Here is a 14,172-nt window from a genome sequence, read left to right as displayed (position 1 = left end):
AGTGAAAAACCCGGTTTTTACACCGGGTTTTTTTATAACCGTTATTCCTTGATATCATACTTACTTTGCAGCTCACTCAAACGTTGTTGATAAGAGTTTGCAAGGCATGCGTTTTTATCATCTTCTTTCCAGCACTCATTTCTTCCCTTAATCCACCCACGCTGCTCAGCTTTAAGCGTTGTATTATTATGGGATTTTACCAGTGCCTGTTTGTAGGTTTCGGTTAACTTAAGATCCATTGCGGAAAGCGTGGAGCTTTGGCAGATAAGATCTTCCATACTGCCTTTAGTGACCGCCGCGCAAGAAAACGAAGGACCAGATTTTGCTGAGGTTGTCTTCTGTGCCGTTGGGGCAAAACTCACTTCATCCTCGGCTAAACAGACCCCATGGGTACGATTCGGGCCTGTGAAGGAAATGTCAGGGTTACCGTCTGTTGAACGCGCAATACTGATAACCGTTTTTCCACTGGTTGCTTCCCAGTAGGTGGGGCTGCTCTGTTTTATCGTCGCTTTTTGGCCATCAACCCAAACGCCGCCATTACCATCACTGTATACGCCGCCTGTTTTTCCACAGCTAAAATTGAATGCTTGTGGAGGAGCTGCAAATGAAGCCAGAGGAAGCAAGGCAAGTGCTATTAACGTTAGCTTTTTCATTATCAAACCTTTAGATGAAATCGGTGATATTCAATGGATACTTATAATATAAGTAGCAAATGAGGGAACACGCGACAAGGAGCGTTATTGATGCTTATTTGTATGTTTGTCTTTATCATCAAAGACAACAACTCAAGCTTTCGTAGAAGTGTTATCAGGAGTAATGATGGAAACTAAATGCCCCGTGTGTGAACAACCGCTACAGCAAACAGACTCAGGTGCACACTGCAAAACATGTCAGCAGGATTTTCACCTGGAAGCGCGCTGCCCGGATTGCCACAGACCACTGGAAGTATTAAAAGCCTGTGGGGCAGTCGACTATTTCTGCCAGAACGGCCACGGGCTGATTTCAAAGAAACGCGTCGAGTTCGTGCCCGTTGCTGACTAAGTTCTAAGTTTTTGCTACAGCTTTACGCTTGCGAACAGGTTTCACCGGTGTAATGCCGGTGACCTGGCTTTCCACCCAACCATCTTCAAGACGCGTAGTTAGCGTATCCCCGGATTGCACCTGTCTGGTTTTCTTCAGCACTTTGCCGTCTGTCGCCGTTGTCACGCTATAGCCACGAGCGAGAGTTGCCAGTGGACTGACAGCTTCAAGCTGCGCGATAGCTGTGCCAAAACGTTGACGAGTACTGTTCAGACGCGCGGTAACAACCTGCGATAAACGATATTCAAGCTGTTGCAGGCGAGTCTGCGCACGGTGAATTCTTGGCTGCGGTTGCTGTTGGTTCAAACGCTGCATCAGGCGTTGCTGTAGTTGAGTGCTACGGCGCAGCTTTGCATCCATCGCGACATTCAGGCGCTGTTGCAGGCGCTCAAGCGCGGTTTGCTGGCGCGCCAAACGCAACTGCGGATGCTGCTGTTGTAAGCGGTGATATAAACGAGTGAAACGCTGCGTACGCTGAGCGAGATAGTAATCCATCGCCATTTCCATACGCTGTTGGTGCGACTGAATCTGGCGCAGCAGTTCGACCTGATTTCGGCTAACAATCTCTGCCGCAGCGGATGGCGTTGGTGCACGAACATCTGCCACAAAATCGGCGATCGTGACGTCAGTTTCATGGCCTACGGCGCTAACGACCGGAATTGCACTGGCGAAAATCGCTCGTGCTACACGCTCATCATTGAAGCTCCACAAGTCTTCAAGCGAACCGCCTCCGCGCCCAACAATCAGCACGTCACACTCTTTGCGCTGGTTCGCCAGTTCAATGGCGCGAACAATTTGCATCGGCGCATCGTTGCCCTGTACCGCCGTCGGGTAAATGATCACTGGCAGCGAGGGATCACGACGTTTTAGCACATGCAAAATATCATGCAGCGCAGCACCAGTTTTTGAAGTAATAACCCCAACCTGGCGCGCAGGCGTTGGCAATGACTGCTTGTGAATGTGGTCGAACAAACCTTCAACGGTGAGGCGTTGTTTTAATTCTTCATACTGCTGTTGCAGCAGCCCTTCACCGGCAGGCTGCATACTTTCAACGATTATCTGGTAATCGCCGCGCGGCTCGTAAAGCGTGATGGTGGCGCGCACCAAAACCTGCTGCCCGTGTTGCGGGCGGAAAGTCACACGCCGGTTACTGTTGCGAAACATTGCCCCGCGAATCTGAGCCGTATCGTCTTTAAGTGTGAAGTACCAGTGGCCAGAAGAGGGTTGGGTAAAGTTGGAAATTTCGCCGCTGATCCAGACTTGCCCCATCTCTTGTTCCAGCAGCATGCGGACCGTCTGATTCAGGCGGCTGACAGTAAAAATTGAAGGGGTATTTATCGTTGACATGTGACCTGGATCAAATTCTAAATCAGCAAGTTATTCGGTCGATAGTACCTTCGATATCGTACTTGGCAAGGAGTTTTCTGAAAAAAGTGTGGATGCAATCGATTCCGCTCTGTATAATGCCGCGGCAATATTTTATCTGTTCTCATTCACCCCAGGTTGAGATATTGCCATGCTACGAATCGCTAAAGAAGCACTGACGTTTGATGACGTTCTCCTCGTTCCAGCTCACTCTACAGTTCTGCCTAACACGGCCGATCTCAGCACCCAACTGACCAAAACTATTCGTTTGAATATCCCTATGCTGTCCGCAGCAATGGATACCGTAACGGAAGCCCGTCTGGCCATTGCATTGGCTCAGGAAGGTGGACTTGGTTTCATTCACAAAAACATGTCGATTGAACGCCAGGCTTCTGAAGTCAAACGCGTGAAAAAACACGAAAGTGGCGTTGTTACTGACCCACAGACCGTGCTGCCGACAACCACCTTGCACGAAATTAAAGAACTCACCGAGCGTAACGGCTTTGCGGGTTACCCTGTCGTGACTGAAGGTAACGAACTGGTTGGTATTATTACTGGCCGTGATATTCGTTTCGTTACCGACCTGAGCCAGCCTGTTAGCGTGTACATGACGCCGAAAGAGCGTCTGGTTACCGTGAAAGAAGGCGAAGCGCGTGATGTCGTGTTATCCAAAATGCACGAAAAACGTGTTGAGAAAGCGCTGGTTGTAGACAGCAATTTCCATCTGCTCGGCATGATCACCGTAAAAGACTTCCAAAAAGCAGAACGTAAACCTAACGCTTGTAAGGACGACCAGGGCCGTCTGCGTGTTGGGGCTGCCGTTGGCGCAGGTGCAGGCAATGAAGAGCGTATCGACGCTCTGGTGGCTGCTGGTGTCGATGTTTTACTGATTGACTCATCTCATGGTCATTCCGAAGGCGTTCTGCAACGTATTCGTGAAACCCGTGCCAAATATCCTGACCTGCAAATCATCGGTGGTAACGTCGCGACTGCAGCTGGTGCACGTGCTTTGGCTGAAGCCGGTGTGAGCGCGGTTAAAGTGGGTATCGGTCCTGGTTCAATCTGTACTACGCGTATCGTTACCGGCGTGGGTGTTCCGCAAATCACTGCGGTAGCTGATGCAGTTGAAGCACTGGAAGGGACGGGCATTCCCGTAATCGCTGACGGCGGTATCCGTTTCTCTGGTGATATTGCGAAAGCCATCGCGGCTGGTGCATCTGCGGTGATGGTTGGCGGTATGCTGGCAGGGACTGAGGAATCTCCAGGTGAAATCGAACTTTACCAGGGGCGTTCTTTTAAATCCTACCGTGGCATGGGCTCTCTGGGCGCGATGTCCAAAGGCTCTTCTGACCGTTATTTCCAGACTGACAACGCCGCCGACAAACTGGTGCCGGAAGGTATCGAAGGTCGTGTGGCTTACAAAGGTCGTCTGAAAGAGATCGTTCACCAGCAAATGGGTGGCCTGCGCTCCTGCATGGGCCTGACTGGTTGTGGTACCATCGACGACCTGCGTACCAAAGCGGAATTCGTGCGCATCAGCGGTGCGGGCATTCAGGAAAGCCACGTTCACGACGTGACAATTACCAAAGAGTCCCCGAACTACCGTATGGGTTCTTAATTCTTTTCGACCTGATTGCTCGTCATACTTCGAGCTGCAAATGTGTTGGCTGCACTCGCTCACCCCCGGTCACTTACTTATGTAAGCTCCTGGGGGATTCTCGAGCTTGCCGCCTTTTGCAACTCGAATTATTTAGAGCCACTGTTTAGGGCGATTTATTTTATCTGTTTCACTTGCCTCGGAATAAGCGTCAATGACGGAAAATATCCATAAACATCGCATACTTATCCTTGATTTCGGTTCTCAGTACACTCAACTGGTTGCGCGCCGAGTGCGTGAGCTGGGCGTTTACTGTGAGCTATGGGCATGGGATGTCACGGAAGCACAGATTCGTGAATTTAATCCAAGCGGTATCATCCTTTCTGGTGGCCCGGAAAGTACCACTGAGCAGAACAGTCCGCGTGCACCAGAATATGTCTTTACCGCAGGCGTCCCGGTATTTGGCGTGTGCTACGGCATGCAGACCATGGCGATGCAACTTGGCGGCCACGTTGAATCCTCTACTGAACGTGAGTTTGGTTATGCGCAGGTTGAAGTTGTAACTGACAGCGCGCTGGTTCGCGGCATTGAAGACTCTCTGAGTGCAGATGGCAAACCACTGCTCGATGTCTGGATGAGCCACGGCGATAAAGTCACCGCGATTCCTTCTGATTTCGTTACCGTTGCCAGCACCGAAACTTGCCCGTTTGCGATTATGGCGAACGAAGAAAAACGTTTCTATGGCGTGCAGTTCCACCCGGAAGTGACCCATACCCGTCAGGGCCTGCGTCTGCTGGAGCGTTTTGTTCTGGATATCTGCGGCTGCGAAGCGCTGTGGACTCCGGCAAAAATTATCGAAGATGCGATTGTTCGCCTGCGTGAGCAAGTCGGCAACGACAAGGTGATTCTTGGCTTGTCCGGTGGTGTGGATTCATCCGTTACCGCCATGCTGCTGCACCGCGCAATTGGCGACCGTCTGACCTGCGTGTTCGTAGACAATGGCCTGCTGCGTTTGAACGAAGCGCAACAAGTTATGGATATGTTTGGCGACCACTTCGGCCTGAACATCGTTCACGTTAAAGGCGAAGAGCGCTTCCTGTCGGCGTTAGCGGGCGAGAATGATCCAGAAGCGAAGCGTAAAATCATTGGCCGCGTGTTCGTTGAAGTGTTCGATGAAGAAGCGCTGAAACTGGAAGACGTGAAGTGGCTGGCGCAGGGTACCATTTACCCTGACGTCATCGAATCTGCGGCTTCAGCGACCGGTAAAGCACACGTCATTAAATCTCACCACAACGTGGGCGGCCTGCCGAAAGAGATGAAGATGGGTCTGGTTGAGCCGCTGCGTGAGTTGTTCAAAGACGAAGTGCGCAAAATTGGTCTGGAGCTGGGCCTGCCATACGACATGCTTTACCGCCACCCGTTCCCGGGGCCAGGTCTTGGCGTGCGTGTATTAGGCGAAGTGAAGAAAGAGTATTGCGACCTGCTGCGTCGTGCTGATGCGATCTTTATTGAAGAACTGCACAAAGCAGATCTCTACAACAAAGTGAGCCAGGCATTCACCGTGTTCTTGCCGGTACGCTCAGTTGGCGTGATGGGCGATGGCCGTAAATATGACTGGGTTGTCTCACTGCGTGCAGTTGAAACCATCGACTTTATGACCGCACATTGGGCGCACCTGCCATACGATTTCCTTGGCCGTGTTTCCAACCGCATCATCAACGAAGTTAACGGTATCTCCCGCGTGGTTTACGATATTTCTGGTAAACCGCCAGCAACTATCGAGTGGGAATGATTAGTCGTTAGGTAACACTAATAACTGTTGTTTCTTCATCAAATTAAAGCCCATTTTTTAATGGGCTTTTTTTATGGTGCCGTTTGGCTGAGTCGCGTGTGCAACCAGGGCAGCAGCTGTTTTTTGCGACTTAGCATTCCGGCGATGGTGCAGGACGCATTATCGGCAAGTGCCGGGCCAGCAAAATAGAGCCTTGAACACTCCGCGCTGATATCGGTCAGCATCAATACAACCAACCCAGCCCCTGATGTAGTGACACGCAGCTCCATCGCCGATTTAAGCTCATCAATAAGCGGTTCTACCTGCTCAAGAGAATATAGTTCGAGTTGTGCGGCGAGGACTTTACTCCCCGAAATATCAAACATTTTACTGTCTTTATTGAGCAACTCATCCGCGCTCAAACCGATGATATCTGTCTTGGCCGTTAGCAAATCACGAATGAAATCTTCACGCTCCACTTTTGTGAGAGCACAGAGCTCATCAACGGCCTGGTGGTCTTCTTCAGTGGTGGTCGGTGAACGAAGGGCGACGGTATCACTTAACACTGCGCCCAATAGCAAAATGGCTTCATTAGGGGAGATCTCACGGCGATGAGCTGGGGTCATCAACTGCCATAATAATGTTGCACTGCTGCCGACAGGTTTAATCCAGACTTCAGGAGGGAGTTGAGTGATCAGGCCGCCAAGACGGTGGTGGTCGATAATTCCAACGACATTGCTTTCATTGAGCGTGGCCGGTCCTTGTGCGGGTTCGGTGAAATCAACCAGCCAGACATCTTTGCCAGCAAGAGAATCATTAAGCAGTGGTGGGGGCGTCAGGTCAGCATGGTGGAAAATATAGGCTGTTTCTCTATTTAACTCGCCGAGGCGAAACGCCTGAGCATGCTGCCCTTTAATCGTTAGCCAACGCGCAGCTACATAGGCCGTGCAGACGGTATCGCTGTCCGGATTTAAATGGCCAAAGACATGTATCATTTAATCTCTCCTGGTCACAATTCCTGTCTTCAGAGTATAGGATGCCATCGGCTCTGATTTCACAACCTAAGAGTGGGCAGCATAAATTCGCTGTTATGAAGGGAAATAAAAAACCCTCAGTTCACATTTTACAGAGGGTTTTTCTTTACGCAGCTTAAGCTAAAATTCGTTCTGCCCAGACACTTATATCATCACCGCTGCCGAGATCGGCCTGCACCAGTCCATTCACCATGAAGGTTGGTGAAACATGTATCCCATTCTGACGGGCATATTTGCAGTGCCATTTAATCTCATTCTGCAAAGCCGGGTGGGCAAATGCCTGCGCCAACTGCACACCGCTATAACCTTCGATACGATCAATAATCTGCTGCGGAGTAGCATCCATATTTGGGCCGCTACAATGATCGGCAAACTCAAACTCTTCACGATGATCGGCAACAGCCTGCATCACTTTAAGCGCCGCTTCCCGGCCTTCTGGCAGTGTGGATGCCGCCAGAATACAGCGCACAATCACACCTGAAAACATGTGCCATGGCTGCGACTGTAAGCGAATTTTCACCGTGACGTTATCTTCACCCACTTTTTCCAACAGTGCACCGAGCTTATTGAAAGCGCGAACGGAGTAGGGGCAGGTCGGCTCAAGAAAAACTTCAAATGTACGTGGACCATGACCCCAGACCAGTGGCTGGGCATTCGGTTTATCGTTTTGACTCATAGCGATCCCTTTATTATGTTTTCAGCGTTGGTATGCGAAACAAGTTATCAGATATTCAACGGATTTATACTTCGTCTGAAGACCAGACCGGATAGTCGGTATAACCCACATCTTTGCCGCCAAATAATGCTGCGTGATTGCTAATAGATGCCAGTGGCAAGTTTTCCTCAAGGCGGCGTGGGAAATCAGGGTTGGCAATAAACGGGCGACCGAAAGCAACCAAATCCACGATTCCCGCTGCCAAATACTTTTCTGCTTTCTCCTGGGTGTAATTCCCCGCCACGATAATGGCGCCACTGAAAGTCGCCCGTAGTGTTTCACGGAACTCATACGGTACCTGAGGTGCGTCATCCCAGTCGGCTTCCGCAAGGTGGATAAAGGCAATGCCTTTTTGCTCACACCAGGCCGCCAGTGCCAGAATCGCTTCAATGGCTTGCGGGTCGTCCATTCCACGTTGGGTAATAAACGGAGCCAAACGAATACCGATTCTGTCTGCACCAATGGCATCGCTAATCGCTTCCAGAACTTCTTGTGCAAAACGCACGCGGTTTGCCAGGCTACCGCCGTATTCGTCGGTGCGTTTGTTGGAGCTGCGACGCAGGAACTGGTCGATCAAATATCCGTTGCCACCATGAACTTCTACACCATCGAAACCGGCATCAATGGCATTGAGTGCCGCCTGGCGATAATCAGTAATAATCTTGTAAATATCGTCGTGCGTTAATTCGCGCGGAATGGGGCAGTCCACCATTCGGCCCACACCGTCCTCGCCTACGACCCAAACTTGTGCATCCGGCGACAGTGCCGAAGGTGCAACTGGCTTGCCATCAGGGTGAAAACTTTCATGGGACATGCGCCCAACGTGCCACAGTTGCGAGAAGATTTTCCCACCCACTTGATGAACCGCATCCGTAACCTGACGCCAACCATTAATCTGCTCTTGCGAGTGAATGCCTGGCGTCCAGGAATAGCCCTGACCCTGTGGCGAAATTTGCGTCGCTTCGGTAATGATAAGCCCGGCACTTGCACGTTGTTGGTAATATTGGGCCATCATCGCAGTAGGGATATTGCCCGGCTGCGCGGAGCGAGAACGGGTCATCGGTGCCATAACAATACGGCTACGGGTTTTAACTGACCCTACACGAGAGGCCTCAAACAGGTGACGTGAATTCATTTATTCGACTCCGGGATAATTATGATGCCTTGACTTTACATCTGGGGTGTCGTTTTGATAATGGCATTGAAATCTGATTGTCTATTCAGGAAATTGGAATAATGGGAAAGCTCGAAGATATGACCCTGCTGGTTGCTGTGGTTGATGCCGGTGGACTGGCGGCGGCGGGCAGACGGATGAATTTGTCCCCTGCGACTATGACTGCACGACTGAAAGCTTTAGAGGAACGCTACCAGACGCGATTTTTTAACCGTTCAACACGCGCCATTGCGCTAACACGTAGCGGCGAGGAGTTTTACTACGCCGCTCTGCGTGTACTTGAGGAGGTGGAACTGGCCGAATCGAAACTGATGCAGAAAGAGGGCATTCTCACTGGCACGCTACGCATTGCCGCACCGTCTGATTTCGGGCGTCAGTATTTATCACCTGCACTACTCGATTTTTCCCGCATACACCCGGAAGTTAAAAGTTCGCTGTATCTCAGTGAAGATGTGGTGGATCTGATTTCCTTGCGACTTGATATGAGCATTCGCTTTGGTAACCTGCCCGATAGCAATCTGGTAACGAAAGTCATTCGGCAAAACCACCGTGTGCTGGTGGCATCGCCCGCATATCTTGCCGTGCATCAAGAACCCGCCTCAGTAGATGAACTGGATGAACATCGGTGTCTGGTGATGGAACGACGTGGAACGCTGATGAATGAGTGGCGCTTTGAGGTCGAAGGGGAAACGCGAAGTGTACGTGTTACGCCTGCCATGGTGTGCAACGACGGTGCACTTTTGCGCCAGTGGGTGCTGGCCGGGGCCGGTATTGCCAGTAAATCCTGGTGGGATGTTAAACGCGATGTGGAACAAGGGCGTCTGAAGGTGTTGTTGGCAGACAGTTTCATTGGCTTCAGCCGACACGACAAAAAACAGGTGGGGCTCCAGTTTGTTTACCCACAGCGCCGCTTTCAGCCATTGCAGGTTTCCATGTTCAGCGAATTTTTCATCAACTGGTTGGATAATGAATAAATCGGCCGATCAATAGGCGTGAAAAATCCCACTGGCGGTTGTCAGTGCAATAATTTTTAGTTAAAAGAAGGCGTTACCGGTTAGTGCTATCCACTGACAGGCTGCTTTGCTGTGCTTCTACTTTGTCCTGATGATGGTACCAGGCACCGATGGCAGAATAGACAAAACGGCCAAAAAGGAAGAGAAAACTGATGAGCAGAATAATGCGGGTCATACGATTGTTAAACTTATGTCGTCTTCGCATACTCGTAACCTGTGTCACGCAAATGATCCTTGATGTTTACCCTTCAACTGCGGGCGACGGGGATATTTATACACAGTGATGCCCCAAGGTCAATTCCGGGTCATCGGTGAAGAACACACTAAATCATTTATCCCTGTTATATAAACATTTCTTAATATTAGTTGATTAGTATGTATACAGTTATTTTTTTGAATTATTCACTCTTGTACTTTAATCTCCATCAAGAAATTGATTTAGATCATCTTCGTAAGTCAATCCCTAACTAGAATCTGCACTCTATTCCATAGCGATATGGTTTTATCGACCAGGTTGGAAGCCTGTTTGAAACTTACCCGAGCTGGACGACAGGGTTTTTGGCGATAACTAATGCATTTGGTAAGCTGGTATAACAAATATAAAAATCAATGGTGGGCACTTCCTCTGGTGCTGCCGAGTCTGCTGCTTCCTATAGCTGCATGGTGTAATGCTAATACCATTATGGACGGAGGGCGCGTCTTCCTCGTCTATATGCCACTTGGTTTAATGACTGCGTTTATGCTGATTTTCGGTTGGGCTGCACTTCCGGGAATTATTGTTGCGTTGCTCCTCCGATATGTCCCCCTAAAAGGCGAAGTTGCTGCATTACTGGCAATAGTTCACTTTATCGTCCCTATCACGATTAGCTGGGGTGGCTACCGTATTTTCGTTCCACGGCGTAGCTCAGTAATGTTTGGCGCGATCAAATTTACAGCTCAACGCATGTTGTGGTTGGTGTTAGTTAATGCTGCAACGTTTTTAGTTATCTACCAGATAGGGGTTTTCTTTGGTTGGTATGATGTGTCCAACAATATCGGAGCTGAAAACCCTCTCCATACCCGGACATTAATTAATTTTCAGGCAGTGCTGATTGGCTGTTTGACGGGGATGCCTTTCTTTTATTTCGTCATTCGTATGTGTCGAAATCCGCGTTTTATTTTTTCATTTTTCTCGCGGATGAAGGCTCAAATACAGTCGGGTGTGACTAAAGTTGAGATTACGCTATGGGCTGTTTTGGTCGTCGTTCTGGTTAGCCTGCTGTTAGTACCCTTCAATGATTTCAGCACCATTTTCACAACGGATTACACATTAACGCTGATCCTGCCGCTAATGTTATGGGGCGCGATGCGCTTTGGTTTTCTGTTTATCACCACGTCATGGACGGTGATACTTACGATCCTGTGCAGCGGTTTTCATAACTATTTGCCACCATATATGGGCTTTCAGCTCCATCTGGCAATAGCTTCATCCTGTTATGCTGTGTTTTCAATCACCATCTATTTGATGGCAGTTGTCACCACACGCCAGCGTTTTTTGCATAGCAAAGCGCGTCGTGTTGCTTTTATCGACCCCATTGTTCAAATGCCAAATTTGCGCGCGCTTAACCGCGACTTATCTCGTTATCCTTGTTCAGCGCTGGCTTTTCTACGTGTACCCGAACTTGAGCTTTTAGGTCGTAATTACGGAGTACAACTCCGCATTCAATACAAACAGCAGCTCAATGAATATCTGCATCTGATATTAGCCCCTAACGAGCGGGTCTATCACTTGTCTGGCCATGAACTGGCTGTTCGGTTGAACTATGACTCTTATCATGAGCGTATCGACGCCCTTGACCATCGTGTTAAGCAGTTCCGCTTTATGTGGGATGGTATGCCGATGCAGCCACAAGTCGGCATCAGTTTTTGTTATGTACGCCAACCTGTCACCCATATTTATTTCCTGCTAGGTGAGCTCAGCACCATGGCTGATTTGTCGCTTTCGACATCAAAGCCCGAAAGCTTGCAGCAGCAAGGCACCAACCATGTGCAGAATGCGGTGAGAAAGAAAGTGGCGATGATGAATCGCTTACAAGTCGCTATTGATTCTGGAAATTTCATCCTGATGGCGCAACGTATCGAAGGGATTCGTGGCGACTCGTATCATGAAATCTTGCTGCGCATGAAAGGGGATAACGAAGGGGATGCGATGTTTATGCCCGATGCGTTTTTGCCGGTGGCACATGAATTTGGCTTGTCTTCTAAAATCGATAAATGGGTATTAGAAGCGACGCTTGAGTTTATGAATAAATATCGGAGCCAGCTTCCTGGTAGCCGTTTCTCCATTAACCTCACCCCCGCTTCTGTTGGGCGTTTGCAGTTTGCGAACGAAGTGAAACGTCTGCTGGAACGTTATAAAATTGAACCCTGGCAGCTTATTTTCGAAGTCACCGAAAGCAACTCATTAACCAATCTTGAGCAGGCTAATGCGACTTTGACTATGTTGCAAAATATGGGCTGTCGGATTGCGATTGATGATTTTGGTACGGGGTATGCCAGCTATGCGCGCCTGAAAGATATTAGCGCGGATATCCTGAAAATTGACGGTAGTTTTATCCGCAATGTACTGACCAGTAGTCTGGATTACCAAATTGTTCACTCAATCTGCCAATTAGCGCGGATGAAAAAGATGCAGTTGGTTGCTGAATATGTTGAAAGCGAGGAAGTCAAAGCAGCCGTGCAAAGCCTGGGGATTGATTATATCCAGGGGTATTTGGTTGGGCGGCCACTTCTGCTCGAGAAGCTTGTCATTCAGGAAAATCGAGATACCGAGTAACCAAACGCCCTGATGGGCGTTTGGTTACGTAAATAATCAGGCGGTGGTGTCCGGGCTGGCTTCTTCTTCAATCTTAAGCTTCCAGCCAGGTGTGTTATCCCAGTACTGCTGTTCACGTTCTAAATCGAGCAATACCAAAGTGTTCAGGCTGAACCAGTCATGTGGGAAACGCAGTGTCCATTGGTGCTCGTCAGTTTCCAGCACCAATGTTGGCGGTGTAGTTGTTGCCTGACGTTGATTATTCAGTAACACGCCCAGGCGTAGAATTTGAATTAGCGGTAGGAACTGCTTTTTCTTAAACAGCGTAAATCGTGGCAGGTCATCAATTTTTACTGCTTTGCGGTGATAACGCACCAGCGAAGCGATGAGCATCTGTTGTTCTTGATTAAAGCCAGGCAAGTTGCTGTGTTGGAGGATATAAGCCGAGTGGCGGTGTAACCCGCTATGGTTAATATTCAGTCCAACTTCGTGCAACATCGCTGACCATTTCAATAGCGCTGCCATTTGCGGGTTAGCTTGTTTCGGGTTTTGTACTTCCCACTGTTGGTAGATATGCTCAGTGGTTGTCAGTACGCGTTTAGCCTGATCGCTGTCGATATTGTACTGGTTTGCCAGACTTTGCGCTGTGCGGATGCGTATGTCCTGGTGGCGGAAACGGCCCTCCATTTCATACAGTACACCTTCGCGCAGAGCCCCGTCAGACAGACGTAATTCTCGAATTGCCAGCGAGTCGAAAACGCCGCACAGAATCGCAAGGCCGGGAACAAATACGGCTTTACGTTCTTCCGACAATCCTGGCAAGCTCATGGCGTTGAAGGATTTGTACTTCAGCACTTCGTCACGCAGCATTTCCAGGCGTTCAGGGGTGATAATCCCGTCCTTTTCGCCCATATTTACCAACACTTCATGAGCCGCTTTGATAGTGCCAGAGGCTCCCATCGCCACATTCCAGCCTTGTAAGCGGTACTGCCAGGAGAGGTTTTCCAGCTTCTGCACCGCTGCAAGGCGTGCGCGTTTAAAGTTTTCCGGGGTGATATTCCCTTTTGGGAAAAAGTTTTGTGCGAAGCTCACACAACCCATGCGGCGGCTTTCGACCAACATTGGCTCAAAATCTTCACCAATCACCAGTTCCGTTGAGCCACCACCGATATCAATAACCAGCTTGCGGCCTTTTTCCGGCTGGGTATGTTCTACACCCATAAAAATCAGACGCGCTTCTTCATTACCGGAGATAATTTCAATCGGGTAGGGGATAACCTGTTCGGCGCGCTTAAGGAACTCTTCGGCGTTTACGGCCTGGCGTAAACTGTGAGTACCCACAATACAGACGTTTTCCGCAGAGAACCCCTGAAGGCGTTCAGCAAACAACGCAAGGCACGATAGCCCACGTTCCATCGCTTCTTCGCTTAACTCGTTTTCAGCATTCAGACCATCGGCCAAATGAACACGTTGTTTCAGACGACCAATGATTTGCATCGCGCCATCTACAACACGTGCGATAACCATATGGAAACTGTTCGAGCCAAGGTCTACCGCTGCGAATTCTTGCGGTCGTGGAGCATGTTTTTTTATCGGCATGTTTTTGTCATCAACATAGTTTTATAGTCG

12 protein-coding genes are annotated in these 14,172 nt (G+C 49.4%); 5 read left to right on the top strand and 7 right to left on the bottom strand.

The features are described from left to right. Positions 1-41: 41 nt before the first annotated feature. On the bottom strand, positions 42-653 hold the full coding sequence (locus tag IX31_RS14150; protein WP_034459170.1) for a lysozyme inhibitor LprI family protein: 612 nt from the start codon (positions 651-653) through the stop codon (positions 42-44). 166 nt (positions 654-819) lie between these two features. On the opposite strand from IX31_RS14150, the gene IX31_RS14145 reads away from it, so the two are divergent. Beyond that, positions 820-1,041, top strand: coding sequence for a zinc ribbon domain-containing protein (locus tag IX31_RS14145; protein ID WP_034459168.1), 222 nt, complete (start codon positions 820-822; stop codon positions 1,039-1,041). Between the two features lie 3 nt (positions 1,042-1,044). Here IX31_RS14145 and xseA read toward each other — a convergent pair whose 3' ends face one another. Further along, complete coding sequence (gene xseA / locus IX31_RS14140; RefSeq protein WP_034459166.1) at positions 1,045-2,427, bottom strand: exodeoxyribonuclease VII large subunit; 1,383 nt, start codon at positions 2,425-2,427, stop codon at positions 1,045-1,047. A gap of 169 nt (positions 2,428-2,596) precedes the next feature. Here xseA and guaB point away from each other — a divergent pair, with 169 nt between their 5' ends. Both guaB and guaA read left to right on the top strand, forming a co-directional pair. Beyond that, complete coding sequence (gene guaB, locus IX31_RS14135) at positions 2,597-4,063, top strand: IMP dehydrogenase (protein ID WP_034459164.1); 1,467 nt, start codon at positions 2,597-2,599, stop codon at positions 4,061-4,063. Between the two features lie 193 nt (positions 4,064-4,256). Then, a complete protein-coding gene (guaA, locus tag IX31_RS14130) occupies positions 4,257-5,834 on the top strand; it encodes a glutamine-hydrolyzing GMP synthase (RefSeq protein WP_034459162.1) in 1,578 nt (525 codons plus the stop codon). Between the two features lie 71 nt (positions 5,835-5,905). On the opposite strand, the gene IX31_RS14125 is transcribed toward guaA, so the two are convergent. From IX31_RS14125 to IX31_RS14115, 3 genes are all read right to left on the bottom strand, one after another. Then, on the bottom strand, positions 5,906-6,808 hold the full coding sequence (locus IX31_RS14125; protein WP_034459159.1) for a manganese-dependent inorganic pyrophosphatase: 903 nt from the start codon (positions 6,806-6,808) through the stop codon (positions 5,906-5,908). Positions 6,809-6,962: 154 nt separating this feature from the next. Continuing rightward, positions 6,963-7,523 (bottom strand): DsbA family protein, encoded by a 561-nt coding sequence (locus tag IX31_RS14120; protein ID WP_034459157.1) that lies wholly within the window; start codon positions 7,521-7,523, stop codon positions 6,963-6,965. Positions 7,524-7,587: 64 nt separating this feature from the next. After that, positions 7,588-8,697, bottom strand: a complete 1,110-nt coding sequence (locus IX31_RS14115; protein WP_034459155.1) for an alkene reductase — start codon at positions 8,695-8,697, stop codon at positions 7,588-7,590. A 101-nt stretch (positions 8,698-8,798) separates the two neighbouring features. Between IX31_RS14115 and IX31_RS14110 the strand changes: the two genes are divergently transcribed. Next, positions 8,799-9,710, top strand: a complete 912-nt coding sequence (locus IX31_RS14110; protein WP_034459152.1) for a LysR family transcriptional regulator — start codon at positions 8,799-8,801, stop codon at positions 9,708-9,710. A gap of 73 nt (positions 9,711-9,783) precedes the next feature. On the opposite strand, the gene IX31_RS22440 is transcribed toward IX31_RS14110, so the two are convergent. Next, on the bottom strand, positions 9,784-9,972 hold the full coding sequence (locus tag IX31_RS22440) for a YfgG family protein (RefSeq protein WP_072009456.1): 189 nt from the start codon (positions 9,970-9,972) through the stop codon (positions 9,784-9,786). A 348-nt stretch (positions 9,973-10,320) separates the two neighbouring features. Here IX31_RS22440 and IX31_RS14100 point away from each other — a divergent pair, with 348 nt between their 5' ends. Beyond that, positions 10,321-12,564: a sensor domain-containing phosphodiesterase gene (locus IX31_RS14100; RefSeq protein WP_034459148.1), complete on the top strand. Its 2,244-nt coding sequence runs from the start codon at positions 10,321-10,323 to the stop codon at positions 12,562-12,564. 36 nt (positions 12,565-12,600) lie between these two features. Here the strand turns inward: IX31_RS14100 and ppx are convergent, their stop codons facing one another. Then, complete coding sequence (gene ppx / locus IX31_RS14095) at positions 12,601-14,142, bottom strand: exopolyphosphatase (protein ID WP_034459145.1); 1,542 nt, start codon at positions 14,140-14,142, stop codon at positions 12,601-12,603. Between the last annotated feature and the right edge of the window lie 30 nt (positions 14,143-14,172).

The organism is Buttiauxella noackiae (genome assembly GCF_000737905.1).
Taxonomy (GTDB): Bacteria; Pseudomonadota; Gammaproteobacteria; order Enterobacterales; family Enterobacteriaceae; genus Buttiauxella; species Buttiauxella noackiae.
This window is presented reverse-complemented; position numbering and strand designations above follow the sequence as displayed.

Bases quoted from the DNA above. Each gene is read 5' to 3' on its own strand.
- IX31_RS14150 (WP_034459170.1), bottom strand. From the start codon at position 653: ATGAAAAAGCTAACGTTAATAGCACTTGCCTTGCTTCCTCTGGCTTCA.
- IX31_RS14145 (WP_034459168.1), top strand. From the start codon at position 820: ATGGAAACTAAATGCCCCGTGTGTGAACAACCGCTACAGCAAACAGAC.
- xseA (WP_034459166.1), bottom strand. From the start codon at position 2,427: ATGTCAACGATAAATACCCCTTCAATTTTTACTGTCAGCCGCCTGAAT.
- guaB (WP_034459164.1), top strand. From the start codon at position 2,597: ATGCTACGAATCGCTAAAGAAGCACTGACGTTTGATGACGTTCTCCTC.
- guaA (WP_034459162.1), top strand. From the start codon at position 4,257: ATGACGGAAAATATCCATAAACATCGCATACTTATCCTTGATTTCGGT.
- IX31_RS14125 (WP_034459159.1), bottom strand. From the start codon at position 6,808: ATGATACATGTCTTTGGCCATTTAAATCCGGACAGCGATACCGTCTGC.
- IX31_RS14120 (WP_034459157.1), bottom strand. From the start codon at position 7,523: ATGAGTCAAAACGATAAACCGAATGCCCAGCCACTGGTCTGGGGTCAT.
- IX31_RS14115 (WP_034459155.1), bottom strand. From the start codon at position 8,697: ATGAATTCACGTCACCTGTTTGAGGCCTCTCGTGTAGGGTCAGTTAAA.
- IX31_RS14110 (WP_034459152.1), top strand. From the start codon at position 8,799: ATGGGAAAGCTCGAAGATATGACCCTGCTGGTTGCTGTGGTTGATGCC.
- IX31_RS14100 (WP_034459148.1), top strand. From the start codon at position 10,321: ATGCATTTGGTAAGCTGGTATAACAAATATAAAAATCAATGGTGGGCA.
- ppx (WP_034459145.1), bottom strand. From the start codon at position 14,142: ATGCCGATAAAAAAACATGCTCCACGACCGCAAGAATTCGCAGCGGTA.